Annotated in this window: 23 protein-coding genes and 1 tRNA gene; 4 read left to right on the top strand and 20 right to left on the bottom strand. The window is 71.6% G+C overall.

From position 1 onward, the window contains the following. Positions 1-110 precede the first annotated feature (110 nt). A complete protein-coding gene (locus SCK26_RS25180) occupies positions 111-1,322 on the top strand; it encodes a glycosyltransferase 87 family protein (RefSeq protein WP_318203589.1) in 1,212 nt (403 codons plus the stop codon). Here the strand turns inward: SCK26_RS25180 and SCK26_RS25175 are convergent. The 3 genes from SCK26_RS25175 to SCK26_RS25165 all read right to left on the bottom strand — a co-directional run bounded on the left by SCK26_RS25175 (position 1,312) and on the right by SCK26_RS25165 (position 3,138). After that, positions 1,312-1,545, bottom strand: coding sequence for a hypothetical protein (locus tag SCK26_RS25175; RefSeq protein ID WP_318203588.1), 234 nt, complete (start codon positions 1,543-1,545; stop codon positions 1,312-1,314). The genes SCK26_RS25180 and SCK26_RS25175 overlap by 11 nt on opposite strands. Positions 1,546-1,548: 3 nt before the next feature. Continuing rightward, positions 1,549-1,722, bottom strand: a complete 174-nt coding sequence (locus SCK26_RS25170) for a hypothetical protein (protein ID WP_318203587.1) — start codon at positions 1,720-1,722, stop codon at positions 1,549-1,551. 69 nt (positions 1,723-1,791) lie between these two features. Beyond that, the gene (locus tag SCK26_RS25165) at positions 1,792-3,138 is read right to left on the bottom strand and encodes an MFS transporter (protein ID WP_412080866.1); all 1,347 of its coding nucleotides are present in this window, start codon (positions 3,136-3,138) and stop codon (positions 1,792-1,794) included. A 311-nt stretch (positions 3,139-3,449) separates the two neighbouring features. Between SCK26_RS25165 and SCK26_RS25160 the strand changes: the two genes are divergently transcribed. Beyond that, positions 3,450-4,334 (top strand): helix-turn-helix transcriptional regulator, encoded by an 885-nt coding sequence (locus SCK26_RS25160; RefSeq protein ID WP_318203586.1) that lies wholly within the window; start codon positions 3,450-3,452, stop codon positions 4,332-4,334. Positions 4,335-4,410: 76 nt separating this feature from the next. On the opposite strand, the gene SCK26_RS25155 is transcribed toward SCK26_RS25160, so the two are convergent. The 7 genes from SCK26_RS25155 to SCK26_RS25125 all read right to left on the bottom strand — a co-directional run bounded on the left by SCK26_RS25155 (position 4,411) and on the right by SCK26_RS25125 (position 8,855). Next, a tRNA-Ala gene (locus SCK26_RS25155) sits at positions 4,411-4,483 on the bottom strand. Between the two features lie 93 nt (positions 4,484-4,576). After that, entirely contained in the window at positions 4,577-5,245 is a 669-nt protein-coding gene (locus tag SCK26_RS25150) for a histidine phosphatase family protein (RefSeq protein ID WP_318203585.1), read from the bottom strand. Then, positions 5,245-5,688, bottom strand: coding sequence for a ribosome silencing factor (gene rsfS / locus SCK26_RS25145; protein ID WP_318203584.1), 444 nt, complete (start codon positions 5,686-5,688; stop codon positions 5,245-5,247). The genes SCK26_RS25150 and rsfS overlap by 1 nt, the downstream gene beginning before the upstream one ends. 133 nt (positions 5,689-5,821) lie before the next feature. Beyond that, positions 5,822-7,597, bottom strand: a complete 1,776-nt coding sequence (locus tag SCK26_RS25140) for an LCP family protein (protein WP_318203583.1) — start codon at positions 7,595-7,597, stop codon at positions 5,822-5,824. Between the two features lie 19 nt (positions 7,598-7,616). Next, entirely contained in the window at positions 7,617-8,303 is a 687-nt protein-coding gene (gene nadD, locus SCK26_RS25135; protein ID WP_318203582.1) for a nicotinate-nucleotide adenylyltransferase, read from the bottom strand. A gap of 56 nt (positions 8,304-8,359) precedes the next feature. Then, positions 8,360-8,524: a hypothetical protein gene (locus SCK26_RS25130; protein WP_318203581.1), complete on the bottom strand. Its 165-nt coding sequence runs from the start codon at positions 8,522-8,524 to the stop codon at positions 8,360-8,362. A gap of 166 nt (positions 8,525-8,690) precedes the next feature. Beyond that, on the bottom strand, positions 8,691-8,855 hold the full coding sequence (locus SCK26_RS25125; RefSeq protein WP_318203580.1) for a hypothetical protein: 165 nt from the start codon (positions 8,853-8,855) through the stop codon (positions 8,691-8,693). Between the two features lie 104 nt (positions 8,856-8,959). Between SCK26_RS25125 and SCK26_RS25120 the strand changes: the two genes are divergently transcribed. After that, positions 8,960-10,054 carry a M48 family metallopeptidase gene (locus tag SCK26_RS25120; protein WP_318206089.1) on the top strand — a complete coding sequence of 365 codons (1,095 nt, stop codon included), beginning with the start codon at positions 8,960-8,962 and terminating at the stop codon, positions 10,052-10,054. Positions 10,055-10,302: 248 nt separating this feature from the next. On the opposite strand, the gene SCK26_RS25115 is transcribed toward SCK26_RS25120, so the two are convergent. The 5 genes from SCK26_RS25115 to proB all read right to left on the bottom strand — a co-directional run bounded on the left by SCK26_RS25115 (position 10,303) and on the right by proB (position 15,307). Continuing rightward, positions 10,303-11,373 carry a hypothetical protein gene (locus SCK26_RS25115; RefSeq protein WP_318203579.1) on the bottom strand — a complete coding sequence of 357 codons (1,071 nt, stop codon included), beginning with the start codon at positions 11,371-11,373 and terminating at the stop codon, positions 10,303-10,305. 98 nt (positions 11,374-11,471) lie between these two features. Beyond that, a complete protein-coding gene (locus SCK26_RS25110) occupies positions 11,472-12,065 on the bottom strand; it encodes a hypothetical protein (RefSeq protein WP_318203578.1) in 594 nt (197 codons plus the stop codon). A gap of 93 nt (positions 12,066-12,158) precedes the next feature. Continuing rightward, positions 12,159-13,445 (bottom strand): glutamate-5-semialdehyde dehydrogenase, encoded by a 1,287-nt coding sequence (locus tag SCK26_RS25105; protein ID WP_318203577.1) that lies wholly within the window; start codon positions 13,443-13,445, stop codon positions 12,159-12,161. A gap of 142 nt (positions 13,446-13,587) precedes the next feature. Next, positions 13,588-14,013 (bottom strand): hypothetical protein, encoded by a 426-nt coding sequence (locus SCK26_RS25100; RefSeq protein ID WP_318203576.1) that lies wholly within the window; start codon positions 14,011-14,013, stop codon positions 13,588-13,590. Positions 14,014-14,200: 187 nt separating this feature from the next. Then, the gene (gene proB, locus SCK26_RS25095) at positions 14,201-15,307 is read right to left on the bottom strand and encodes a glutamate 5-kinase (RefSeq protein ID WP_318206088.1); all 1,107 of its coding nucleotides are present in this window, start codon (positions 15,305-15,307) and stop codon (positions 14,201-14,203) included. A gap of 236 nt (positions 15,308-15,543) precedes the next feature. Between proB and SCK26_RS25090 the strand changes: the two genes are divergently transcribed. Then, positions 15,544-16,935: a polysaccharide pyruvyl transferase family protein gene (locus SCK26_RS25090; protein ID WP_318203575.1), complete on the top strand. Its 1,392-nt coding sequence runs from the start codon at positions 15,544-15,546 to the stop codon at positions 16,933-16,935. A 334-nt stretch (positions 16,936-17,269) separates the two neighbouring features. On the opposite strand, the gene SCK26_RS25085 is transcribed toward SCK26_RS25090, so the two are convergent. The 5 genes from SCK26_RS25085 to obgE all read right to left on the bottom strand — a co-directional run bounded on the left by SCK26_RS25085 (position 17,270) and on the right by obgE (position 26,234). Continuing rightward, complete coding sequence (locus SCK26_RS25085; protein WP_318203574.1) at positions 17,270-18,487, bottom strand: glycosyltransferase family 2 protein; 1,218 nt, start codon at positions 18,485-18,487, stop codon at positions 17,270-17,272. A 246-nt stretch (positions 18,488-18,733) separates the two neighbouring features. Then, positions 18,734-20,851: a hypothetical protein gene (locus tag SCK26_RS25080; RefSeq protein WP_318203573.1), complete on the bottom strand. Its 2,118-nt coding sequence runs from the start codon at positions 20,849-20,851 to the stop codon at positions 18,734-18,736. A gap of 174 nt (positions 20,852-21,025) precedes the next feature. Further along, positions 21,026-22,522 (bottom strand): bifunctional cytidylyltransferase/SDR family oxidoreductase, encoded by a 1,497-nt coding sequence (locus tag SCK26_RS25075; protein WP_318203572.1) that lies wholly within the window; start codon positions 22,520-22,522, stop codon positions 21,026-21,028. A 238-nt stretch (positions 22,523-22,760) separates the two neighbouring features. Next, a complete protein-coding gene (locus tag SCK26_RS25070) occupies positions 22,761-24,308 on the bottom strand; it encodes an alkaline phosphatase D family protein (protein ID WP_318203571.1) in 1,548 nt (515 codons plus the stop codon). Positions 24,309-24,785: 477 nt separating this feature from the next. Further along, entirely contained in the window at positions 24,786-26,234 is a 1,449-nt protein-coding gene (gene obgE, locus SCK26_RS25065; protein ID WP_318203570.1) for a GTPase ObgE, read from the bottom strand. Between the last annotated feature and the right edge of the window lie 104 nt (positions 26,235-26,338).

Genomic DNA, 26,338 nt, shown 5'->3' with positions numbered 1-26,338 from the left:
CTGTTGTTCCGCCCGGTTCCCCCGGCGACGACGTAAACATTACAGGCGCCTGGGCGCAGCACCAAATCGGTTTCAGCTTGACTCCGGTATGGCCGCTAATGTCGGTTTTCATGACCGAGATCGCGCCGCCACCAGCACACCGCCGGATCCCGGTCGCCCTGGGCGTGTGCCTGGCGTCCTTCGCGGTCTTCTGGGCGGCACAACGGGCCGCGCACGTGTCGATGGTCGACCTGATGGTCTACCGGGCCGAGGGAGCCGCCGTGCGCGCCGGCGGCGACCTGTACGCGCTGCGGGCGACCAGCGCGCGCCTTCCCACCACCTATCCGCCGTTCGCGGCCCTGCTGTTCACGCCGCTGTCCGTGCCGGACACCGCGCTGCTGCGCACGCTGGCGACGGCCGGCAATCTCGCGCTGCTGGTGGCCTTCGTGCGGCTGTCGCTGAAACTCGTCGGCCACGCGCGCGCGGAGAGCGTCTGGTGGGTCGCGGCGACGGCCGTGTGGTGCGAGCCGGTGTGGACGACCCTGCGCTACGGCCAGATCAACCTGCTGCTGGCGGTGCTGGTGCTGTGGGACCTGACCCGCCGTCCGGCCGGCGGGTACGACCGCTGGAGCGGGGTGGGCCTCGGGCTGGCCGCGGCGCTCAAGCTGACGCCCGCGCTGTTCCCCGTGTTCCTGCTCGCCACGGGCCTCGCGGACCGTCTGCGGGGCGGGCGGGGCGAGCCGTGGCTGCGGCACGCGCGCGGGGCGGCCGTCGCGTTCGCCGGAGCGACCCTGCTGGCGGCGGCCGTCCTGCCGTACGACTCCTGGCGCTTCTGGACGCGCATGGTGTTCCGCGCGAGCCGGGTCGGGCCGGCGGAGGACACCGCCAACCAGGCCCTGCGCGGGATCCTGGCCCGCCTCCTGCACACGCCCGACCCGGCGGCCCTCTGGACGGCCGGCGCGGCCGTGCTGGGCGTCCTGGGCGTCGCGGTGGCCGTACGGGCGGAATTGCGGGGCCGGCGGGCCTGGTCGGTGTGCGCCTGCGCGGTCACCGCCCTGCTGGTGAGCCCGGTGTCCTGGTCCCACCACTGGGTGTGGTGCGTGCCGCTGGTGCTGCTGCTGTGGACGCGCGGACACCGGGCGGCGGCCCTGGGCGCCCTGCTGGTCTTCTGGTCGTACGTCCCGTGGTGGGTGCCGCACGGACCCGGCCGGCCGGAACTCCACCTGGACGGAGCGCGTTTGCTGCTGTCGGCCGGCTACGGGATCACCGGTGCGCTCTTCCTCGCGCTGGCCCGGACATCGTTGCCGAGGTCCGTAACCGGCGAGATCCGCGTCAAGCCGTGACGAACTGGTAGAACCGCTTGAGCGTGCAGTGCTCCTCCAGAAGGCGGCCGTAGATCGGCTCGCCTTCCAGTTCCCGGTAGGTCTCGATGGGGTCGCCTTTTATGATCAGCGCCCGCGCGCATTCCTCGCACCAGTACTGGTAGTCGGTGTTGATCGGCTCCATGTCGCGGACGATGGGCGTACCGCTCCCGCACCAGTCGCACTTCCGCCTGTGTGCACCCATCGATCAGCTCCAGATGTGGCCGCAGGCCGTGCACACGTACGAGATCCCGCCATTGTCGCCGAGGACTTGCGCCACATGCGCGGAACCGCAGGAAGGGCAGCTCAGGCGGGTGGTCGTGTCCCGTATCAACGCCGCATCAAGGAGGTGGCCGACCTCCTCGAGGATGCTCGCAGGCATCGCTACTCCCTCCCGTCGGGCCGCGTCCCCTTCCGGCCGTTTGATTCTGCCACGACCGGACCAATACGGTCAGCGACGCCTCAGTACCAGTCCGGACACGGCGCCCGCCGCGGCCGTCCCGGCCAGCGCCCAGGCGCAGACCCGGAACGCCTCCGCGGAGGTGTACGGCCCGAGGGCCCCGAACGACTCGATCCGGTTCAGGAACAGTGTGCCGAAAGCCGCCACGCCGATCAGCTGGCCGAGTTGCGCGACCGTCGCCAGCAGGCCGCTGGCGTCCGCCGCGTCCTCGGGCCGCACGGTGGCGAGTGCCCCGGTGAGCGTCGGGCTGAACGCGAGCGCCAGCCCGGCTCCCGTGCCCGCGTACCCCGCGTACAGCACCGCTCCGCCGGACCCGCCGCCGCGGAAGGCGAGTCCGGCGACGGCGACGGACACCGCGGTGAGCGTGAACCCGGCCGGCGCCAGCGCCCGTTGCCAGGCCGCCGGCCACTTCCGCCAGGTGAGGCTGACGGCACCGAAGAGGACCGCGGTCGGCACGAAGGTCAGCCCGGCACGCAGGGCGCCGTAGCCGAGGCCGCCCTGCACGTGCAGGGTCAGCGCGAAGAGGAAGCCGGCGTTGACCGACATCGCCGCGAGGATCCGGAAGACGGCCCGCCCGATGCCGGGGTGCCGCAGCACCCGGGGCGTGATGAGCGGGGCACCGCCGCGCCGGGCCAGCCGGGACTCGTGGCCGCGGAACACGGCGAACAGCACCGCGGCCCCGGCCAGCGACAGCCACGACCACAGCGGCCAGTCCTCCTCCTGCCCGAGCACCAGCGGCACGGTCAACAACGACACGGCGGCGCCCAGCAGCACCAGTCCGGGCAGGTCCAGGGCCCGGTCCCGGTCCCGCCCGGCCGTACCGCGCGGCGGCAGGACCTTGCGGCCCAGCACGAGCAGTACGGCACCCACCGGCACGTTGACCAGGAACACCGGCCGCCAGCCGGTGCCGAACAGGTCCGCGCCGACCAGCATGCCACCGGCTACCTGTCCGGCCGCCGCACCGACGGCCAGGACCGCCGAGTAGGCGCCGAGCGCCCGGGCCCGGGCCTCGCCGGTGAAGGTGCGCTGGATGAGGCTGAGCACCTGCGGGATCATCAGCGCCGAGCCCGCGCCCTGGGCCAGCCGGAACACGATCAGCTCGGTCGCGCCCCAGGCCAGTCCGCAGGCGAGCGAGGCCGCGGTGAACAGGGTCAGTCCGGCGAGGTGCACCCGGCCGTGGCCGAGCCGGTCCCCGAGCCGGGCGCCGGTGATCAGCAGTACGGAGTAGGTGATGGTGTAGCCGGCCACCACCAGTTGCAGGTCGGCGCCCGAGGCGTGCAGGCCGGTCCCGATCGAGGGGGCCGCGACGTTCACGATGAAGACGTCGAGCGCCGCCATGAACAGGGCGGCGAGCAGCACGCCGAGCAGCGGGCCGGGCCGATTGTCAGTGGCGGGTGCTTCACTGTCCGTGACGGTGGATTCCGCCCGGACGGCGACCGCGAGGTCACTGTCGGTGGCGAGTGTTTCACTGTTCGCAAGGTCCGGGGCGGGCGCGGCGCCCGGTCCGGGCCGAGGGGTCGTCGTCATGGCGTCGAGCGTGACGACGGGCCGGTACGGGTGCCGAGAGCCCGCCGATGCTGGTACTGCCAGCACCTGGCAGGAGCGGGCCCGGGTACGGACGATGAGACGGACACGACGGGGGCTGGACGATGAGGACGAGGACACAGCGGCGCAGGCCGGAGCTGGCGGCCTTTCTGCGCAGCAGGCGGGCCCGGGTCACACCGGCCGATGTGGGGATGCCGCCGGGGCTGCGGCGGCGCACCCCCGGGCTGCGCCGGGAGGAGGTCGCGCAGCTCTCGGGAGTGGGCGTGACCTGGTACACGTGGCTGGAGCAGGGCCGGCCGATCAATGCCTCGCCGCAGGTGCTGGACGCGGTGGCGCGCACGCTGCGGCTGGACCCGCCGGAGCGGGAGCACCTGTACCGGCTGGCGGAGGTGCCCTTCCAGCCGGACCGCGAGGGGCTCGGCCGGCGGATCGGCCGGGAGGTGCAGGGCATCATCGACGCCCTCGACCCGTTGCTGGCGGTGGTGTACAACGCGCGGTACGACATCCTGGCCACCAACGCGGCCTACCGCGACCTGTTCCTGATGCCGCCGGTCGGCGCGGCCGGCGCGGGCCTGCAGAACGCGCTGTGGACGCTGTTCACGCTGCCGGAGGGGATCTGCCCGCTGGTGCACCGGGAGGTGGAGCTGCCGCTGATGGTGGCGACGCTGCGGTCCTCCTACGGCAGACACGTGGGCGAGCCGGCCTGGGAGGACTACATACGCGGGCTGTCGGCGGCGAGCGCCTGGTTCGCGGAGCTGTGGGCGAGCTGTGAGGTGGTGCCTCCGGGGCCGCGGGTGAAGACCTTCCGGCACGCGGCGGTCGGCGAGATGCGGATGACCTCGCAGTCGCTGTCCATCGACGGGATGCCCGAGTGCCGGATCGTGGTCTACAGCCCGGAGGACGAGGACGCGCGAGCGAAGATCACGATGCTGCGCGAGCGCAGGGAGCGGCTGTTCCCGCCGGCGGCCCAGGAGGTGGTCCCGCACTGAACACAGAAAATCCCGCCCCCAATGGGGACGGGATCCTCATCACCGATCTTTGACAACTCAACAGAGTGTCGATCAGTGGAGCTAAGGAGAATTGAACTCCTGACCTCCTGCATGCCATGCAGGCGCTCTACCAACTGAGCTATAGCCCCTGGTGTTCTTCCCGCTCGGCGGGGCGAACAAGAAGAACTTTAGCCTGTGACCTGCCAGAAAGTGAAATCCGGGGTCCGGGGGCCTCGGGACGCTCAGTCGTCGTCGCCGAGGACGGGCTCCGGGAGGGTGCCCGCGTTGTGCTCCAGCAGGCGCCAGCCCCGGGCGCCCTCGCCGAGCACGGACCAGCAGCAGTTGGTGAGGCCGCCGAGGCTCTCCCAGTGCCGGGCCTCCAGGCCGAGCAGCCGGCCGATGGTGGTGCGGATGGTGCCGCCGTGGCTGACGACGACGAGGGTGCCGTCCTCGGGCAGCTTCTCGGCGTGCCGCAGCACGACGGGCGCGGCGCGGTCGGCGACCTCGGTCTCCAGTTCGCCGCCGCCGCGGCGGACCGCTTCACCGCGCTTCCAGGCGGCGTACTCCTCGCCGTGGCGGGCGATGATCTCCTCGTGCGTCAACCCCTGCCAGACGCCCGCGTAGGTCTCGCGCAGGCCCTCCTCGCGGGTGACGTCGAGGCCGGTGAGGGCGGCCAGCTCGGCGGCCGTGTGCGCCGCGCGCCGCAGGTCGGACGAGACGATCGCGTCGGGCCGCAGGGAGGCGAGCAGCCGGGCGGCGCGGCGGGCCTGGCCCAGGCCCGTCTCGGTCAGCTCGACGTCCGTGGTGCCCTGGAAGCGCCGTTCGACGTTCCACGAGGTCTGGCCGTGTCGCCACAGGATGATGCGGCGGCCCCGGCCCTTGTGGTCGGTCACCTCACCCGTGGCGCTCATCACCACTCCCCGCCCGGCTCCCGGTCGGCCTCGGCGGCCTGCAGCCTGGCGTGCTCCTCGGCCTTGCCCCGGGTGGCCTTGGCGTCGGCGGGCAGCTCGATCTCGGGGCAGTCCTTCCACAGCCGCTCCAGGGCGTAGAAGACCCGCTCCTCGCTGTGCTGGACGTGCACGACGATGTCGACGTAGTCGAGCAGGACCCAGCGGGCCTCGCGGTCGCCCTCGCGGCGGACCGGCTTGGCGCCGAGTTCCTTCTGCAGGCGCTCCTCGATTTCGTCGACGATGGCCTTCACCTGGCGGTCGTTCGGCGCGGACGCGACCAGGAAGGCGTCCGTGATCGACAGCACGTCGCTCACGTCGTAGGCGATGACGTCATGGGCGAGCTTGTCGGCCGCCGCCTGGGCGGCGGTGTTGATGAGCTCAAGGGAACGGTCTGTGGCGGTCACTACATGGCTTTCCGTCGGCGGTCTTTTGTCATCAAGGGTCTCACGGACCGCCCGGCACCCCCCACGGGATTACGGCGGCCCGTGGGGCTCACCGTGGCCGCGCTCCGCCGGGGAGCGCGGCCACGGCACGGGGTCAGGACGAGGACGGCTGGTAGTCGCGGCCGAGGACCACCGAGACGTCGGCGCCGGAGGAGACCGTGCCCTTGGTCACGGAGCCGGCGGGCAGGCCGAGGGTCTTGGCGACTTCGGTGGCCTTGGCCCGGTCGGCGGCGTCCGCGTAGGTCACCTTCGAGGCGGCCTCGGTGCCGGAGGCGCTGCCGCCCTCCAGGAAGGTGAAGCCGCCGTTGAGGAGCACCACGCGGGCCTTCTCCGTGTCGTCCTTCACACCGGTGGCGTTCTCCACGGAGACCCGGACCGCGGAGCCGGCGTCGGGGCTCTTCGCGGTGCCGCCGAGGACGCCCTTGACCACGCTGTCACTGGTCCCGGCGCTGAGCGTGCCGTCGGGCCGCACGGGCAGCAGGGCGGTCCGGTAGCCGCCGCTCTTGGCGAGGTCGGCGAGCCTGGCGAGGAAGGTGCCGAGGTCCTTGTCGGTGAGCGGCGGGTCGAGGATCTGCGCGAGCGTCTGCACGGTGGTGGTCGCGGACGCCGGGTCGGAGGGCATCTTGCGCAGCACGCCCTGCATGACCTGGCCGAACCGCTGCAACTGGGCGTTCTCGGACTCGCCGGAGGCGCGGTGGGTGGCGTAGGCGACGGCCATCTTGCCGCTGAGCGTCTGGTCCTGGCCCCGGTGGACGAGCGGCGCGGCGCCCTTCTTCTTGGCGTCCGGGTCGGGCACGTCGGTGTCGGTGTCGATCTCGATGTTGCCGACGAGGTCGACGAGGTTCTGCAGGTAGGGGGTGTCGAGCCGCCAGGTGCCCTGGATGCTGGTGCCGAGGACCGTGTCGAGCTGGTCGCGGGTGCCGGAGGTGCCGTCGTCGTCCACGGACTTGGCGAGGGTCGTCGTGGAGCCGTCGTCGCCGGTCAGGGCCAGGGAGTTGGGCAGCAGGACCGTGGTGCCCTGCTTGGTGGTGGTGTTGTCGACCAGCAGCGCCGTGGAGGTGCCGCCCTTGGCGGTGTTGTGCAGGTGGACGACGAGCACATCGCGTTTCTGGGCGGTGACCGCGGTGGCGGTGCCGTCCGAGCCGCCGGAGGAGGACAGGCCGGGCAGCTTTCCGGCGTACCAGAGGTAGCCGGCCCCGCCGACCGCGACCAGGGCGAGGACGACGAGCAGGGCGATGAGCCGGCTGCGGGCGCGGCGGCGGGCCTCCTCGCGTCGCTCGGTGCGGTTCTCGGTGAACTTCAGCCAGTCGATGACGTCCTCGGAGTCACCGTCCGGCTCCTCGACGAAGGCGAACTGTTCGGTGCGGTAATCCGGTGCGGCCGGGCCGGGCCCGGTCTCCCCGGCGGCCGGACCGTCCTCGGCGGCCGGACTCTCCTCCGCGGGAGCGGCCTGCTGCGGGATGTAGGCGGTCTGCTCGGCGACCAGGTGCTGCCGGCCGCCGCTCGCGGTCTGCCCGTAGGGGTCGTAGCCGGTGCCGTCCTGGGGGCCGGTGGCGGTGCCGGTACCGGCACCGGTGGCGTACGGGTCGTACGGGGTCTGCGAGCCGTAGGGCGCGTAGGAGTCGTACGCGTCGTAGGCGGGCTGCTGGTGGCCGGGGTCGTACGGGGACGCCGGCTGCCGGCCTGCGGCGTAGGGGTCGTAGCCGTAGCCCTGCTGCTGGGCGTACGGGTCGTAGGCCGTCTGCGGGGCCTGGGGAGGCTGCTCGGCCGGTACCTGCTGGTACACGGGCCGGCCGTACTCGTCGTAGCCGACGATTTCGTACGGAACGGCGCCGTAGCCCGCGTCACCCGCGTCGTATCGGTCGTTCACCGGTGGTGCCCCTCTCGGCTCACTCGCCGCGGTACAGCTCGCGCTTGTCGATGTAGCGCACGACTCCGTCCGGGACCATGTACCAGATGGGGTCGCCCTTGGCGACTCTCGCGCGGCAGTCCGTGGAGGAGATGGCGAGCGCCGGCACCTCGACCAGCGAGACGCCGCCTTCCGGCAGGCCCGGATCGGTCAGCTGGTGGCCGGGGCGGGTGACGCCGATGAAGTGCGCGAGGGAGAACAGTTCCGCGGAGTTGCGCCAGGTCAGCAGCTGGGCGAGGGCGTCGGCGCCGGTGATGAAGAAGAGGTCGGTGTCCGGGTTGAGGGCACGCAGGTCGCGCAGGGTGTCGACGGTGTAGGTGGGGCCGCCGCGGTCGATGTCGATGCGGCTGACGGAGAACTGCGGGTTCTCGGCGGTCGCGATGACCGTCATCAGGTAGCGGTCCTCGGCCGGGGAGACCTCGCGGTGGGACTTCTGCCACGGCTCGCCGGTGGGGACGAAGACCACCTCGTCCAGCTGGAACCGCGCGGCGACCTCGCTGGCCGCCACCAGGTGCCCGTGGTGGATCGGGTCGAATGTCCCGCCCATGACACCCAGGCGGCGCTTGCCCGTGTGGACGGGGCCGTTGCCCGGTCCGTGCTGCGGGTGCTTCACCGTGTCGTCGGCCGTCTCGCGTGCCGAACCGGTAGGCATGTCCTGCTCTCCCATGCGTGCAGACCCTACCGGCCCGGCTTCGAACGTCCGGCCGGGGACGGGGTCCCCGCTCAGCGGTCGCGGTTGAAGCGCGTCGTGATCCACAGCAGCAGGAGCAGGATGATCAGGGCGCCGCCACCGGTGATGGCCGGGTTCAGGCTGTTGTGGTTTCCACCGTGCTCCTCGCCTTCGGCGGCAAGGGTGACCAACTGGGCTGCGGCGCTGTGGAAGCTCATCTTCGGCAGGACCTATCGCGTGTGGGCGGAATAAAGATGTCGGCTCATCGTAAGCGGGCGGCCTCGCGGCGATCACGCCGACTCCGCCGTTGGGGACGCGGCGCCGGCGGCCGGCCCCGGCGCGGAGCGCTCGCCGCGCCGCCGGGCGCGGAACCTTCGCCGTGCGTCAGTCGTCTTTCTGCTTGTAGCCGCGCAGCAGGAACCAGGCGGTCAGCACGCAGCCGAGGACCATCACGATCAGGACGACGCGGAGCAGGTTTCCCGCCCCGTGCTGCTGGACGGCGCTCGTGGCGGCCTCGGTCAGCCCGGCGGCTGTGGGGTGGTGCTCCATGGCGGCGACTCCTTCGGGGTGTACTGCCCGTCCACGGTATCTCCGCCTAGGCTGGGCCCCGCCTCGGGGGCACAGTGGGTACCGACACGTACATGGGGGACGACATGTCCGACGACGGCCGGCAGGACACCGGGTACGAGCGGGTACCCGGCAGGCAGCGCAGGCGCTTCCCCGGGATCTCCTCGCGGGCGTACGAGCACCCGGCGGACCGTTCGGCCCTGGTCGCGCTGCGCAAGCTGAGCGGGTTCGACACCGTGTTCAAGGCGCTCAGCGGGCTGCTGCCGGAGCGGAGCATGAGGCTGCTGTTCCTGTCCGACTCGGTGCGGGTCTCCGAGCGGCAGTTCTCCCATCTGCACGACATGCTGCGGGACGCCTGCTACATCCTGGACTTGGAGAAGGTCCCGCAGATGTACGTCACGCAGGACCCTCAGCCCAACGCGATGTGCATCGGTCTGGACGAGCCGATCATCGTGGTCAGCACGGGGCTGGTGGAGCTGCTCGACGAGGAGGAGATGCGGGCGGTCGTCGGGCACGAGGTGGGGCACGCGCTGTCCGGGCACTCGGTGTACCGCACGGTCCTGCTGTTCCTGACCAGCCTCGCGGTGAAGGTCGCCTGGATCCCGCTGGGCAATATCGCGGTCATGGCGATCGTGACGGCGCTGCGGGAGTGGTTCCGCAAGTCGGAGCTGTCCGCCGACCGGGCGGGCCTGCTGGTGGGCCAAGACGTGCGGGCCTCGATGCGGGGCCTGATGAAGACAGCGGGCGGCAACCATCTGCACGAGATGAACGTGGACGCGTTCCTGGAACAGGCCGAGGAGTACGACTCGGGCGGGGACCTGCGCGACTCCGTGCTGAAGATCCTGAACGTGCTGCCGCGCTCGCACCCGTTCACCACCGTGCGGGCCGCCGAGCTGAAGAAGTGGGCCGAGTCGCGGGAGCACCAGCGGATCATGGACGGCCACTATCCGCGGCGCAGCGAGGACAAGGACACCTCCGTCGGTGACTCCTTCCGCGAGTCGGCGGCCGGCTACGCGAGCGACGTGAAGGGCTCCAAGGACCCGCTGATGAAGCTGGTCACGGATTTCGCGGGCGGCGCGAGCGACCTGGGCGGCCGGGTCCGCCGGGGCTTCGACGGCTTCCGCAGCCCTCCGCCGGGCCCGGCCACGGGCCCGGCGGACACACCCGGCACGGACGGGTAGCCGGGACAGGCACCGGACGCGGCGCGGCACCGGCACCGGACGCGGTACTGCGCGGTGGCCGGCACCGGGCACGGCAGGGCGCGGTGACCGCCGTCAGGCACGGCGCGGCACGGTGGCCGGCGCCGGGCGCGGCGCGGTGGCGCTGCTGCCGGGAAACGCCCCGGCGGCCGTCCGCGGCGTATGCGCCCGGGCGAGCCCTCCGCAGGGTGTGTGCCCGGTAGGCGTCCCCGTGGCGCCCCCTGTGCCCCTCACACCTTCGGCTGTGCCCCTGCGGCCAGCGTTCCGCACAGGGCCGCCGGGCTGTCCGTGTCGTAGGGGTCGGTGCCGGCGGGGCCGCCCGTCCTGGCTGTCTGGCCGGCCAGGAGGGGGCGCAGGTAGGCCGAGGCGTCCTCGGCGCAGGCGAGGGGGCCCGCCTGGACGTAGGCCGTGATCAGCTGGACCTGGCGGGTGCGCAGGTCGTCGCGGTCGAAGCGGAAGGTCAGCTCGCGGCGGACCGTGAAGAGGGACGCGGGGACGTCGGAGGCGGCGCCGGCGGGGCGCAGGGCGTAGACGAAGGTGTGATCGGCGAAGACCTCCAGCGTCGCCGCGTCGGCCTCGCCGGCCTTCAGGGTGCCGAAGACGCGGACCCGGTCGTCGGCCAGCCGGGCTCGCGCGGGGTCGATGCGGACCACCCAGCCCGTGGGCGCGTGCCGCCCGTCCGCGGCCGGGTGGCCGAAGCTGCGGTCGAACTGCTCGAGCTGGCCGGAGTCGACCAGGGTCCGGGCGGGGCGCACCTCACGGCCGGCCAGCACGTCGGGGTCGAGCGAGGAGCGGACGAGGTAGTCCTTGACGGTGGTGAGGGCGGTCACCACCTGGCTGTCGGAGAAGTGCGCGGTGCTGCGCGAGGGCGGCAGGGGTATGCCCTCGGCGCCGGTCTCGAAGTGGGCGGCGGGACTGCGGGCGAACAGTCTCTCGACGTCGGCGGCGCCGGGCACCCTGCCCTGCGGGGCGAGCGGGATCACCGTCATCCGCAGGGCCTCCGCGGTCCGCCGGGCCTGCGCGGAGCCGTAGGGGTGGCGGACGCCCATGTAGATCGCGGTGCCGAAGGCGAGGGCGATCAGCAGGACGAGGAGCACGGCCTGCCGGGCGAGTCCGCGGTGCAGGGGCGGGCGGCGGCGGACGGCGGGCGCGTGGTAGGCCATCCGCTCGGCGGCGGAGGACTCCTGGAGGCGGGCAGCACGGACGAACGATTCGTCGAAGACGACGGATCGGTATTCGTCCTCCGCACCGCCGGGGCCGCCCTCGGGTGTCCCCTCCGGTGGGTCTCCAGGCCCGCCCATACTTTCAGAGTAGGTCCGGCGGGCCCCGGGTAAACGCCCGGCCGACGACAACTTCTGACAGGTTCTCGACAGGCTCGGGAGAGGTGCTCCGAGGGCGCTCAGGGAGCGGGCGGGACGGCCGAGACGGCCGGCCGGCGGTGGTCGTCGGAGGGGGCGGGAGCGGACGCGGTTTCCTTCCCGACGCCGGTCGAGGCGGGCGCGGGCACCCGGTCGCGGGTGCCCGGGGAGCCTCCTCGGTAGACGGCGGCGAAGGCCAGGGCGACCATGCCGATGCCCATCACGACGGCGAGGAACCAGGCGACGGGGCGGTGCCAGCGGACCTGCTTGCCGTACGGGCCGTAGGGGCCGTCGCCGAGGACGTAGGCGTCGTCCAGCTCGTCATCGTCGTGATCTTGACCGAATCCGGGGCCGTCGGGGCCGTAGCCGTCGTCGTAGCGCTCGCCTCGGGCGTGGGCGCGGCGGGCCTCCGCCTCGGAGGCCTCGGCTCTGGCCTGGGCGGCGGCGAGGAGGCGTTCGACCGCGGACGGCTCATGGACCGTGGCCGCCCGTACGAAGGCCTCGTCGAAGACCACGGAGGCGAACTCTTCGTCCGACACCCCGTGGTCGTGGTCGTCGTCGGGCTCCCGGCCGTCAGAAAACGGCGTACCCCCCACGTCCTCCGGCACGGATCCAGAGTAGACCTGGGGGGTCATTTTGGGCAGACGGTACGGAAATTCGTCCGCCGGGTGAGACGCCTTTCGGCCGGACTCCCGGCGCCGGGGACGCTTAAGCCGAACGGGTGAACCTCAGCGGCGTACGTGGCCGTCACCGGTGACGATGTACTTGGTGCTGGTCAGCTCCGGCAGGCCCATCGGGCCGCGGGCGTGCAGCTTCTGGGTGGAGATGCCGATCTCGGCGCCGAAGCCGAACTGGCCGCCGTCGGTGAAGCGGGTGGAGGCGTTCACGGCGACGGTGGTGGAGTCGACCAGCTGGGTGAAACGGCGGGCGGCCTGCTGCGAGGTGGTGACGATGGCCTCGGTGTGGCCGGAGGTCCACAGCCGGATGTGCTCGACGGCCTTGTCCAGGGAGTCGACCACCGCGGCGGCGATGTCGTGGGAGAGGTACTCGGTCTCCCAGTCCTCGGGGGTGGCCTCGACCACGGTGGCCTCGGAGTCCTTGGCGTAGGCCATGACCCGGTCGTCGGCGTGGACGGTGACTCCGGCCTCGGCGAGGGCGTCCAGGGCGCGGGGCAGGAACTCGGGGGCGATGTCCTGGTGGACGAGGAGGGTCTCGGCGGCGTTGCAGACGCTGACCCGCTGGGCCTTGGAGTTGATCAGGATCTCGATGGCGGTGTCGATGTCGGCCTGGGCGTCGACGTAGACGTGGCAGTTGCCGGTGCCGGTCTCGATCACGGGGACCGTGGACTCGTTGACGACGGTCCGGATCAGGGACGCGCCGCCGCGCGGGATGAGGACGTCCACCAGGCCGCGGGCGCGCATCAGCTCGCGGACGGAGTCGCGGCTCTCGCCGGGGACGAGCTGGACGGCGTCGGCGGGAAGCCCGGCGCCGCCGACGGCGTCCCGGATGACGCGGACCAGCGCGGTGTTGGACTCGTAGGCGGAGGCGGAGCCGCGCAGCAGGACGGCGTTGCCGGACTTCAGGCACAGGGCCGCCGCGTCGACCGTCACGTTCGGGCGGGCCTCGTAGATGATGCCGACGACGCCGAGCGGGACGCGGACCTGGCGCAGGTCGATGCCGTTGGGAAGGGTGGAGCCGCGGACGACCTCGCCGACCGGGTCGGGCAGCTGCGCCACGTCGCGGACGTCGGAGGCGATGGCGCGGACCCGCTCGGGGGTGAGGGTGAGCCGGTCGACGATGGCCTCGCTGGTGCCGCTCTCCCGGGCCTTGGCCACGTCCTTGGCGTTGGCCTCGACGATCTCGGCGGTCCGGACCTCCAGGGCGTCGGCGATGGCGAGCAGCGCGTCGTCCTTCACGGCGCGCGGCAGCGGCGCGAGGTCGGCGGCGGCGGCCTTGGCCCGGTAGGCGGCCTGGGTGACCGGGGACATCGAGTCGTACGGCGAGAGCGTGGTCATGGGGGAAGGGTAGTGCGCGGGACGCCGCGGTTCAGCGGTCGTCCCACACCCCGAGACACCCCAAAAAGGGTGAACCCCTCCCCCGGACCTCTACCGATCTCCTCGCCCGGACCCCTTGCCGGCTCCCTCTCCGGGACCCGGATCAGAACGGGTGTACGCCCACCGGTGTGGCCGGTGACGGGCCGTAGCCCTCGGCGATGCGGTGGTGGTAGGTCTCCCGGTCGATGACCTCCAGGCCGACGATCTCCCAGCGCGGCAGGCCGGCGCTCTGCCGGTGCTCGCCCCACAGGCGCAGCGCCACCGCGGCGGCGTCGTGCAGGTCGCGGGCCTCTTCCCAGTACCGGATCTCCGCGTGGTCGGTCGCGTATCTGCTGGTCAGCAGGAAGGGGTGGTCGTGGGCGAGCTGTTCCAGGGCCCGCCGCAGTTCCGGCAGCGGAACCTGCTCACCGGAGACGCTCAGGGTGACGTGCCACAGCCTGGGCAGGTCCCTGGGTTGCTCATAGGTGTCCCCGGCCGCGACGCTCGTCAGAGCACCGCGGGACGCCGCCCCCGGGCGCACTCGTCTCACGACGGCCTCCTTCACGCATGGCCGGCAAGGCCGTATGGCTCGCTTGGCCCCTTGACGGAACGTGTCCCCTTCAACATGTTCCCGAGACAAAGTTGAGCAGGCCGCAGGAGTTCGCGTGGGGGTTTTACGGAACGTCCCCCACCGGGGGCGTTCCGTACGCTCCGCTTTACGAGTGGTTTTGCGAGCGTCAGACGTGCAGGAGCACCAGGTCGTCCCTGTGTACGACCTCGCGTTCGTACGCGGCGCCCAGCTCGCGTGCCAGCTCGTGCGTCGAACGCCCGAGCAGCCGGGGGATCTCCTTGGCGTCGAAGTTGACGAGTCCCCGGGCCACCGCGCGGCCGCGCGCGTCGCGCAGTTCGACGGGGTCGCCGGCGCTGAACTCGCCTTCCACGGCGGCGATCCCGGCGGGCAGCAGCGACTTGCGGCCGTTCACGACCGCGTCCACCGCGCCGTCGTCCAGGGTCAGCGCGCCCTGCGGGGTGGAGGCGTGCTGGAGCCACAGGAGGCGGTCGGCGGAGCGCTTGCCGGTGGGGTGGAAGTAGGTGCCGGTGTCGCCGCCGGCCAGGGCCTCGGCCGCGTGGACGGCGCTGGTGAGCACCACCGGGATGCCGGCGGCGGCGGCGATCCGGGCGGCCTCCACCTTGGTGACCATGCCGCCGGTGCCGACGCCGGCCTTGCCCGCGCTGCCGATCTCGACGCCGGCGAGGTCCCGCGGGCTCCTCACCTCGGCTATCCGGGAGGTGCCGGGCCTGCTGGGGTCGCCGTCGTAGACGCCGTCGACATCGGAGAGGAGGACGAGCAGGTCGGCGTGGACGAGGTGGGCGACGAGCGCGGCGAGGCGGTCGTTGTCGCCGAAGCGGATCTCGTCGGTGGCGACGGTGTCGTTCTCGTTGACGATCGGGAAGGCGCCCATCGCGAGCAGCTCGTCGAGGGTGCGCGAGGCGTTGCGGTGGTGGGCGCGGCGGCTCATGTCGTCGCTGGTGAGCAGGACCTGGCCGACGCGGACGCCGTAGCGGGCGAAGGAGGCGGTGTAGCGGGCGACCAGCAGGCCCTGGCCGACGCTGGCGGCGGCCTGCTGGCGGGCGAGGTCCCGGGGGCGGCGGCGCAGGCCGAGCGGGGCGAGGCCGGCGGCGATGGCGCCGGAGGAGACGAGGACGATCTCCCGCTCTCCGCCGCCGCGGCTCTTGGCGAGGACGTCGACGAGGGCGTCGACGCGGTCGGCGTCCAGGCCGCCGGCGGCGGTGGTCAGCGAGGAGGAACCCACCTTGACGACGATCCTGCGGGCCTCGCCCACGGCCTGTCTTGCCCTTGCCACGGTGCCTTCCGTCCCCTCGCGCGCTGCCGGCTGCCTGCCCGGGCAATCTACGCGAACGGCACCGGGAGCCGCTCACCGGTCCAGCTCCCGGACAGCGCGCGGGCGCAGGGTTCGCTCACAGATTCGCGGACGGCAAAAAAGTTGTAGTGGTTGCCTGTAGAAATCAAAACCTGGTCCAACATAAGTTGAACTTTGTGTCACATAATGTTCGCCCTGTGAAGCGCCTCCTGCTGCGCTCGGGCAAGAGCCCGTACGACGTCCTGTCCATCGAGGAGGCTCTCCACCGGGACGTCATCGCCACCAACTCCGGCAACCTGATCTTCAGCGATGCCGCGCACAAGATCCTGGAGACACCGCACACCGAGGTCGTCTCCAACGGCATCGGGACGGACGTCTCGGCGGCGGCCCGGATCAACGAGGAGTACGACGCCTTCGTCGTGCCGCTCGCCAACGCCTTCCGGCCGTCCTTCGAGGGCCGGCTGAAGCGGCTGACCCGCCTGATCGGCAAGCTGCGGATCCCCGTCGTGGTGCTGGGGGTCGGCGCGCAGGCCGGGCTGGGCTACGACCCGGCGCGGCTGAAGCCGATGGAGCAGTCGGTGCGCGACTTCTGCGCGGCGGTGCTGGACCGCAGCGCCTCCATCGGGGTGCGCGGCGAGTTCACCGAGCAGTACCTGCGCGACCTGGGTTTCCGTGATGTCGAGGTCATCGGCTGTCCGTCGATGTTCCTGTACGGCCGGGAACTCGACGTGCGCAAGCGGGTGCCCCGGCTGACGGCGGACTCGCGGATCGCGGTGAACGGTTCGCACCACGCGGTGCAGAAGCAGGGCCTGGACCGGATCATCACCCGCGCCCACGACCGCTATCCGAACCTGTGCTTCATCGGGCAGAACATCAGCGACGCCCGGCAGCTGCACTGGCGGGACCTGAGCGACCCCAACGCCCGCGTGACGGCGATGCCGACGCACCCGGACCACCCGATGTACCGGGAGGGCAAGGCGCGGGTGTACGTCGACCCGGTCACCTGGATCGACGACCTGCGCTCCTACGACTTCTCCTTCGGCTCGCGCATCCACGGCAACATCGCGGCGCTGCTCGCGGGGACGCCCGCGACGGTGCTGTGCGGCGACTCGCGCACGCTGGAGCTGTGCCGGTACTTCGAGATCCCGCACCGGCGGCTGGACCAGGTCACCAAGGAGCTGCTGGCGGCGGACCCGATCCGGCTGTACGAGCAGCTGGACCTGAGCGGGCTGGTCGGGGGCCACGCGGAGCGCTTCGACCGCTTCGTGGCCTTCCTGGACAAGAACGGGCTCGAGAACACCTTCACGCACGGCGACGGCGGTGCGGCCTTCGACAAGAGGATGCGGTCGCTGGCGTTCCCGCCGGGCGTCCGGCCGTGGACCGACGCCGACCCCGCCGCGCTGAGCGGCCGGTTCGGCTGGCTGCACAGCCAGGTGAGCGAACTCGCCCAGGAAAACGAGCGGTTGCGGCGGGAGCTGGCGAAGGCGAAGGACGCGGCGAACCCGGGCTCCGGCACGTCCGTCTACCGCCGCGCGCGCCGCGTGGTGGGCCGTCCCCTGCGCCGCGCGCTCCAGTCCGGCAAGCAGTAGCCCCGGCGACGGCAAGGGCCGCCGGCTCACGCGGGCGGCCGAAGGGCGGCGCAGGCCATCGGTCTCACGCGGGCCGAGGGACGGTGCGGGCCGTCGGGCAGACGCGGCCCCGCAGATGCGCAAGGGCCACTGGCCACTCGCCGCCCCGAGGGCAGGCAAGGCCACTGGCCATTCGCCGCCCCGAGAGCGGCGGAGGCCACCGCTCGCTCACGGGCCCGAGGGCGGTGGGCGTCCCGGTGGCAGCGTGGAGTGCCCGCGGACGGCGGTGCGGCGGTGGGTGGGACGCGGGGTCCGGGTGTATCCGCCCGGGCCCCGCCTCATCCGCCGTCGGCCATCAGGCCGCCGCCGCTCCGAAACCCTTGCCCGACAGCACGCGCCGCAGCTTGCGCCGGATCTTGCGCACGGCGCGGCGCGGGACGGAGTTGGCGACGGCCTCGCGGTAGCCCGGGTAGGCGCGGGCCTCACGGGCCTCGGCGCGGTAGATCTCGTCGGGGATGCCGGCGGCCTTGGACCGGAAGTGCGGGTAGCCGAGGTAGAGCCGGGTACCGCGCTTCTCCAGCACGGCGTCGGCCTGCTTCTTCTCCTTGACGAACCTGACGACGTCCAGCAGCAGGTCGGGCCGCTGCATGGCGACCAGGTGCAGCCGCAGCCGCTCGTGCACCTTCAGCCGGCGGGCCACACCGGGCGTCCAGTAGGCGTCCATCAGCGGCTTGGCCAGCTCCAGCTTGTTGCGCCGGATCTCCTCGCTGTCGGTGAGGAACTTCGGGCCGAACTGCGGCAGCAGCGTGACGAGGAACGGCCGGACCATGAGCAGGTCGCGCTTGTCGCCGGCCGGGACCATGTCGGCGATCAGCTTCATCAGGGAGCGCGCGGAGTCGAAGCGCAGGGTGTAGCTGCCGCTCTTGGTGACCTGCTTGCCGTCGTCGCGGCCGACCAGGTAGTAGCAGGTGTAGTCGGCGACCACGGAGACACCGTCGGCGCGCAGGTACGCCTCCAGTGTGAAGAGGGCGTCCTCGCCGGTGAACAGCGACTCGTCGAACCGCATGCCGTGCCGTTCCAGCAGGGCCCGGCGGAACAGCTTCTGCGCGCTGAGGGTGAACTTGATGTTGGAGGTGAAGACGTCGGCCCGGTCCAGCGTCTTGCCCCACATGGACTTCGGCGCGGAGCGGTTGACGCCCTCGACCCGGCCGAGGACGACGTCCGTGCCGTTCTTGTCGGCCATGGCGACCATGCGCTCGAGGGCCTCGGGGCCGAGCCGGTCGTCGGCGTCGAGGAAGAAGACGTAGCGGCCGGTCGCCTTGCCCAGGCCGACGTTGCGGGGGCCGCTCGGCCCGCCGGAGTTCTCCTGGCGGATGACGCTCACCGGCATGGGGGCGCGGGCGGCGAACTCCTCCAGGCAGTCGCCGGTGCCGTCGGTGGAGCCGTCGTCGACCGCGATGACCTCCATCCGGTCCGCGCCGATGGTCTGGGCCTCGACGGATGCCAGGCACTCGACCAGGTACGGCATCGCTTCGTACGCCCCGATGATCACGCTCACATCGGGCTGCGTCACGACGGTCACACTTCCCCCTCGTTCACCAAGATTTTCCCCCGCATCGACTCGATCGCAAGGTGCTAGACGGACGGTCGCAAGTGGTGGTTGCCCGACCGGACGCCCTGAGTGGCGGATCTCACAGACGGCCACCGCACAGACAGTACGCCCGCACGGTAAGAACCGCCCGGCCCCGGTTGAGAGCACGGCAAGACGAAGGCCCCCGGGGAGTGCTCCCCGGGGGCCGGGCGGACCGCGGCGGGCCGGTCAGCCCGCGGTCACGCCGTCGCTCTCCCCGGCCGACACGGCGCGCTGGGCCGGCACCGCGCCGGTCAGCTCGGCCGCCCGGGCCGGGTCGGCCTCCGCGGCCAGCCGGTCCTCCTGACCGGCGTTGCGGGCCTCGGACTTGCGGGCCAGGTCGGCGACGGCGCCGTTGAACTGGTCGATCGAGGCCGGCTCGTCGGGGCCGAGCAGGTACTCCTTCAGGTCCTTGCGGTCCTCCGCCAGCGGGTCGGCGGACGGATTGCGCACGGCGTGCAGCAGATCGCCCAGCTCGACCGCGCTGTTGGACAGGATCACCGCGGCGCGCACGGCCGTGTTGTGCCGCTTGAACTCCTCGGCGCCCACCGCGGCGGAGTCGGTGACGGCGTACGGCTTGCCGCTCGCGATGAAGTCGGAGACCACGGAGGAGATGTCGGAGACCATCGCGTCGGAGACGTTGAAGCAGTCGTACAGGCGCGGTTCGGCGCCGGTGATGACGCGGTGCTCGTACGACGGGAAGGAGCGCCAGTAGGCCTCGTTCCACTCGGCGCGCAGCCGGGCGATCTCCTCGTGCCCGGCCACGTCCACGATGCCGTCGCGGGTGGCCTCGGCCTCGTCGCCCTTGGTGCCGCCGGCGCCGGCCAGCTCGGCGAGGCGGGCCTCGATGCGGGCCAGTTCGGCCTTGGCGCGGTCCATGGCGGCGCGGTCGGCGGTGAAGCGGGAGTCGCCGGCGCGCTCGGCGGCGGCCTTCTCGACCAGGGCGGCGATGCGCTGGTGGGCTGCCTTGGCGTCCTTGCTGACGGTGCCGGTGAACGGGTGCGGCTTGTACAGGACGCGGACCGGCGGGTCGGCCGTGATCAGCCGCTGGACGATGTTCTCGCCGGCCAGCACGATCGAGGTGTTGCCGGGGTTGCCGTCCCAGCCCTCCCAGGTGGGGGCGTAGAGCACGGTGGGGATACGGCCGGCGGGCACGCCCTGCCAGCTCTGGATGGGCGCGAGCTGCGGGCGGCCGACCTCCACGATGTCGTCGTCGCGGACGCCGACGTCGGCGATGGCGTAGCGGTCGCGGCCGGCCCGGCCGGCGGTCCACACCTCGTCGTACACCTTGCTGTACGGGTTGACGCTGGCGAGCTTGTCGCTGTCGCCGTGGCCGATGAAGACGTGCTTCATGGTGGGCACGCGCAGCAGGTGGATGTTCTTGCCGACGTTGGCCGCGTAGAGCGCGACGCGCACGGTGGACAGGTCCAGGTTCATCAGGTGCACCCCTCCGGGCACGCAGATGACGGGGACCGTGGTGGGCGCGAGGTTGTTCAGGATGACGCGCTCGCGGAGGATGATCAGCGGCCGGGTCTCCAGCCGCTCCATCGTCTCCAGCCACATGTTGACCTGGTAGGCGGAGTCCTTGGAGCCGGAGAAGTACAGGACCGTTTCCGGCTTGTAGCCGGCCAGCCAGTCGTCGACGGCGGCGAGGACGGTGTCGGCCCGCGGCGGGACCCGCCGGCCGCGCACGTACGGCACGAGCGTGAGGACGTAGAGGCAGCCGAGTCCGAAGGTGAGGCCGACGCCCACGAAACCGGGGGCGGCGGAGTCCAGCTCGGCGGCGACCAGGATGCCGGCGACCGCGAACAGATCGAGGTGGAGCATCTTCTCCGCGGAGCGGTGCAGCAGCCGGCGCGGCGGGGCGTCCGGGATGCGGATGCGGGACTTCAGGTCGATGTTGCGGGTGGCGACCGGCATCCGGCGGCGGTTGCGGATGAGAGTGACTAGGGCACCGTGCGGGGCCTGGAGGCCGTAGAAGGCGATGAAGCAGGCGACCGCGCCGTAGAAGATCAGGTCGTCCGAGAGGGACAGGCGGGCCAGCAGCAGGACCAGCAGCAGCTGCCGGATCAGGAAGCGGATCGACAGGCCCGCCCGGACCTTGCTGAGCCGGTTGATCAGGTAGCTGCCCTTGCGGTGCAGATAGTGGTCCGCCAGATACGTCACGGCGGCCAGGGCCGCGAAGGCGGGAACGCTCGGGACGAGCGCGGCCAGCATGAGGGCCGGGAAGCCCAGCATCACGAGGACCGCCGCGGCCAGCTCGGCCGCGTTGCCCACCCGGGCGACGCGAATAGCGGTGGATATCACGGAGAAACCTGCTCTGGGAGGGAGGGGTGCCGGTTTTGTTCAGTCATGCCGGAAGTGCCGGTATTTCACAGAGTGTGCGGGTATTCGCGGTGTACGGATTCAGGCCCCTGCGAACACCCGGTGAACGAGCGAGCACAGAGGCCTGAATTCATGAAAGCTATTTAACGGTAATTATTACACGCCGTCCTGACGGTCCAGCACCGAGGCGAGCGCCTGCTCGAAACCGGAGGCCCGGGCGGCACCCGCGGTCGGGTCCTGCTGGCGGACGTCGATGACATGCCCGGTCAGCTCCGACAGCAGCACGTCCAGGGAGGTACGGGCCACGGCCTCGGAGGAGAGCAGGGTGCCCGACGGCTCCTGGCCGAAGGCCTTGGTGCGCATCGGCGTCGCGGTGCGCTCGGGGTTGACGCAGTTGACGCGGATGCCGTCGGCGGCCCACTCGTCGGACAGCGCCTGGGTGAGGTTCACCATGGCGGCCTTGGTGGAGGAGTACAGCGAGTATTCGGCGCGGCCCCGGGTGTAGCTGCTGGAGGTGTAGAGCAGCAGCTGGCCCTTGGTCTCGGCCAGGTACTTGTAGGAGGAGCGGGCGATCTGCACCGGCGCCAGGTAGTTCACCTTCAGCGCCTCCTCAATGGTGGCGTTGTCGGTCTCGGCGAGCTTGCCGATGCGCAGCACGCCCGCGGTGTTGACCACGTAGTCGATCCGGCCGGTGTCCGCGTAGGCCTTGGACAGCGCGTCGTCGACCTCCTCCGGGTTCTCCACGTGGGTGCCGGTGGTGGAGCGGCCCAGCGCGTAGACGTTCGCGCCGTAGGACCCGGCGAGTTCGGCGATGTCCTTGCCGATGCCGTAGGAGCCGCCGAAGATGACGACGGTCTTGCCGGTGAGCAGCTCGCGGTAGGCGTCCTCGCCCTTCTGCTCGGGCGCGGCGGTGGAGGCGAGCTGGAACAGCTTGTCGGCGATGAAGACGTCGACCGGCTGGGTCACCTTCATGTTGTACTCGTCGCCCGCGACGACGTGGATCGGCACGTCCGGCAGGTACTTCAGGACCACCGAGCAGTCGTCCGTGGCCTGGAAGTTCGGGTCGCCGGCCGCGACCTCGTAGGCGCGGCGGATGGTGGACAGCTTGAAGGCCTGCGGGGTCTGGCCGCGGCGCAGCCGGGAGCGGTCCGGGATCTCGGTGATGAACTCGCCGTCCTCGCCGTGGGTGCGCGTGACGATGATGGTGTCCGCGGACGGGATGGCGACGTCCACCGCCTGGTAACGGTCCAGCGCGGCCACGCAGTCGTCGATGACGCGCTGCGAGAGCAGCGGGCGCACGGCGTCGTGGAAGAGGACGTTGAGGTCCTCGCCCTCGGCCAGGCCCTCGCGGAGGGCGGCGATGGCGCGCTCGGTGGTCTCGTTCCGTGTCGCGCCGCCCTCGATGACTTTCTTCACCTTCGTGAAGCCCGCCTTGGCGACGATCTTCTCGACGTCCGGCACATAGCCCGGGGCCATCAGCACGATGACGTCGTCGATCGAGTCGGCGTTCTGGAAGGTGGTCAGGGTGTGCTCGATGACTGCCTTGCCGGCGATCTTCAGCAGCTGCTTGGGGATCGACAGACCCACCCGCTGGCCGGTGCCACCGGCCAGGATCACTGCGGTGGTACGGGGCTTGGCTATGCGCTGGGACACAGGTGACCTACCTTGGGGCGACAGGGAACCTTGAAATGGTCCCACTTTCGGTTACCACGATGCAAGGTGAGCGACTCTCACCGCATATGTGCGCGCAACCTGTCATTCACCTTTCACTCCTGGTGACGCGCGACGGGCGGTGTGAATCACCGTGAATTTGCTGTGAGTAACTCCACAGGTGCCCCGGACACCACAGGAGCCCGGGACCCGTCCGGGCCCCGGGCTCGCACGAAAGCCGTCACACCAGGCGGACGCCCGGCTCGTCCGACTCCACCCGCAGCCGGGCCAGGGTGCTCGCCGTCGCCTGCGGCTTGAGCACCGTGTCGACCACCCGGACCCGCGCGTCGATGCCGTCGGGACGGATGTCGAACAGGTGGTAGCCGCGGTGGGCGTCGATGAGCTTCCAGTGCGGGTTGTCCGCCATCAGGGGGTCCCACTGCTTGTGGAAGGCGTCCTGGTCCTGGTCGCCGCTGCTGGAGATGGAGGTGCCGACGAACTCGGCGCCGATCACGTCGGAGTCCGGGTCGTCGAAGTCCGTCTTCAGGTCGCTGATCATCGTCAGGTGGCGGTCGCCGCTGAGGACGACCGGGTTGCGGATGCCGGCGAACTCCTCCAGCAGGGCGTTGCGCTCGGCCTGGTAGCCGTCCCAGGCGTCGTAGAACCACAGCTTGCCGTCGCCGGGCAGCAGATCGGTCTCCGCCATCATGATCTGCGAGGCGACGAGGTTCCAGCGGGCCGGGGAGTCGTACAGCCCGTCCAGCAGCCACTGCTTCTGCTCGGCGCCGAGCATGGTCCGCGTGGGCTCCTGCGCGCCTTCCTGCGTGGTGGCCTGGTCGGTGCGGAACTGCCGGGTGTCCAGGACGTTGAGCCGGGCCAGCCGGCCGAACTCCAGGCGGCGGTACATCCGGATGTGCGGGCCGCTGGGGATCGCCGAGGCGCGCACCGGCATGTGCTCGTAGTAGGCCTGGAAGGCCGCCGTCTGCCGGGCCAGGAACTTGTCGTGCGGCTGCTTGTCGGGGTCCTGCGGGACCTCGCCGGCCCAGTCGTTGTCCACCTCGTGGTCGTCGAAGGTGACCACCCAGGGGGCGTTCGCGTGCATCGCGGCGAGGCCGGGGTCGGTGCGGTACTGGGCGTACCGGTTGCGGTACTGGGTGAGGGTGTACGGCTCGCCCTTGCCCTCGTGCCGCCGCACGGCCGTCGCCGAGGGCGTGGACTCGTAGATGTAGTCGCCGACGAAGAGCACGAAGTCCGGGTCCTGCGCGAGCATGTCGGCGTACGGCGTGAAGTAGCCGTGCTGCCAGTTCTGGCAGGAGGCGAGGGCCACGCGCAGCGCGCCGCCGCGCTGCCGCGGATGCGGCGCGGTGCGGGTGCGGCCGGTGGGCGAGAGCTGGGTGCCGGCCCGGAAGCGGTACCAGTACGCGCGGTCCGGGCGCAGGCCGCGGACGTCCACGTGGACGCTGTGGCCGAGTTCGGGCCGGGCCTCGGCGGTGCCCCGGCGGGCGACCTTGCGGAACCGCTCGTCCTCGGCGATCTCCCAGTCCACGGGGAAGGCCGCCTCGGGCATGCCGCCGCCGTTCAGCGGGTCGGGCGCGAGTCTGGTCCACAGCACGATGCCGTCGGGGAGCGGATCGCCGGAGGCCACGCCGAGGGTGAACACTCCGTCGGGCAGCGGTGTGCCGGCGGCGCGGGCGGTGCCCGGCAGCCACAGCTGGGCGGAGGCCGCGGCCCCGAGGACGGCGGCCCCGGCGGTCAGAAAGCGGCGGCGGTCGGGGGATGATGCGGTCATGCGCTGACTCCCTTTGCCACAGTGGCCACATGGACAGGTGGGTCGGACATGCGGAAGTTCAAACGGCCGTACGGTCCGCCTGCTGAACCGGGTCCATCGAGGGCATGACAACTGGGGAGACAACAGGAGACCCGTCACGGCACGGGAAAACCCTCGCGCCGCAACGGGCCTGACGATAGGTCAGAAACCGGCCCCGCCTCCGACGCGCACGACCGGTGTCACCTGGGGAACACGGAGCCGAGCGAGGCGTCGGACGACACCGGTGGCGAGCGCGAGGGCACGGCGACGGAAAGAACGGGGCCGGTCAGCCGCGCCGTCTCCAGGGCCGGAAAGAGCGGTGCGGCACGCGGCGGACCAGGATCCGTCGCGTGCCGCACCGTTTCGGCTCACCGGCGCGGGAGGAGGTCGCCTCCCGCTTCGCCGCCGGTTCTCCCGGCGTTCACCTTTGGCCACCACCCGGCGGGCGTGGCGTACGCCTTACTCGAACGGGTCGAACTCGTCGTACTCCCGCAACACCTCGTCGCGCTCCGCCTGCTTGTCCCGGCGGCGCTGGGCCGCGGGGCGGGGCTCGTCGAAGCGGTGGTCCTCGCCGCGGCGGCCGAGCATCTCCGCGCCGGACATGACCGTGGGCTCCCAGTCGAAGACGACCGCGTTCTCCTCGGGGCCGATGGCGACGCCGTCGCCCGCACGGGCGCCCGCCTTCATCAACTGCTCCTCCACGCCGAGGCGGTTGAGCCGGTCGGCGAGGTACCCCACGGCCTCGTCGTTGTTGAAGTCGGTCTGGCGCACCCAGCGCTCCGGCTTCTCGCCGCGCACCCGGAACAGCGGCTCGCCGCCGGCGTCCTCGCGTACGACGGTGAAGCCCGCGTCGTCCACGGCCTTGGGCCGGATGACGATCCGGGTCGCCTCCTCCTTCGGCTTCGCGGCACGCGCCTGGCCGACCAGCTCGCCGAGGGCGAAGGTCAGTTCGCGCAGGCCCGTGTGGGCCACGGCCGACACCTCGAAGACGCGGTAACCGCGGGCCTCCAGGTCGGGACGGACCATCTCGGCCAGGTCCTTGCCGTCGGGCACGTCGATCTTGTTCAGGACGACGATCCGGGGCCGGTTGTCCAGCCCGCCGTACTGCCGCAGCTCCTCCTCGATGATGTCGAGGTCGGAGACCGGGTCGCGGTCGGACTCCAGCGTGGCGGTGTCCAGCACGTGCACCAGCACGCTGCACCGCTCCACGTGGCGCAGGAACTCCAGGCCGAGGCCGCGGCCCTGGCTGGCGCCGGGGATGAGACCGGGCACGTCGGCGATGGTGTAGACGGTGGAGCCCGCGGTGACCACGCCGAGGTTCGGGACCAGCGTCGTGAACGGGTAGTCGGCGATCTTCGGCTTGGCCGCGCTGAGCACGGAGATCAGCGAGGACTTGCCGGCGCTCGGGTAGCCGACGAGGGCCACGTCGGCGACGGTCTTCAGTTCCAGGACGATGTCGTGGAGGTCGCCGGGCTCGCCGAGCAGCGCGAAGCCGGGCGCCTTGCGGCGGGCGGAGGCCAGCGCCGCGTTGCCGAGGCCGCCCCGGCCGCCCTGCGCGGCGATGTACGAGGTGCCGTGGCCGACCAGGTCGGCGAGCACGTTGCCCGCCTTGTCCAGCACGACCGTGCCGTCCGGGACCGGCAGGATCAGGTCCTGGCCGTCCTTGCCGGAACGGTTGCCGCCCTCGCCGGGCTTGCCGTTGGTGGCCTTGCGGTGCGGGGAGTGGTGATAGTCCAGCAGCGTCGTGACCGACTGGTCGACGGTCAGGATGACGTCACCGCCGCGGCCGCCGTTGCCGCCGTCGGGTCCGCCGAGCGGCTTGAACTTCTCACGGTGGACGGAGGCACAGCCGTGGCCTCCGTTACCCGCGGCGACATGCAGTTCGACGCGGTCCACGAAGGTGGTCATGGTGGGTGCCTCCAAAAGATGACGGGTTTTACCTGTGTTAACACGCGAAAGGCGGACCCGCCTTCCCGACCGGGAAGTGAGGTCCGCCTCGCGAAAGCGTTCGG

This window comes from Streptomyces sp. SCL15-4, assembly GCF_033366695.1.
In the GTDB taxonomy this organism is placed as follows: Bacteria; Actinomycetota; Actinomycetes; order Streptomycetales; family Streptomycetaceae; genus Streptomyces.
This window is presented reverse-complemented; position numbering and strand designations above follow the sequence as displayed.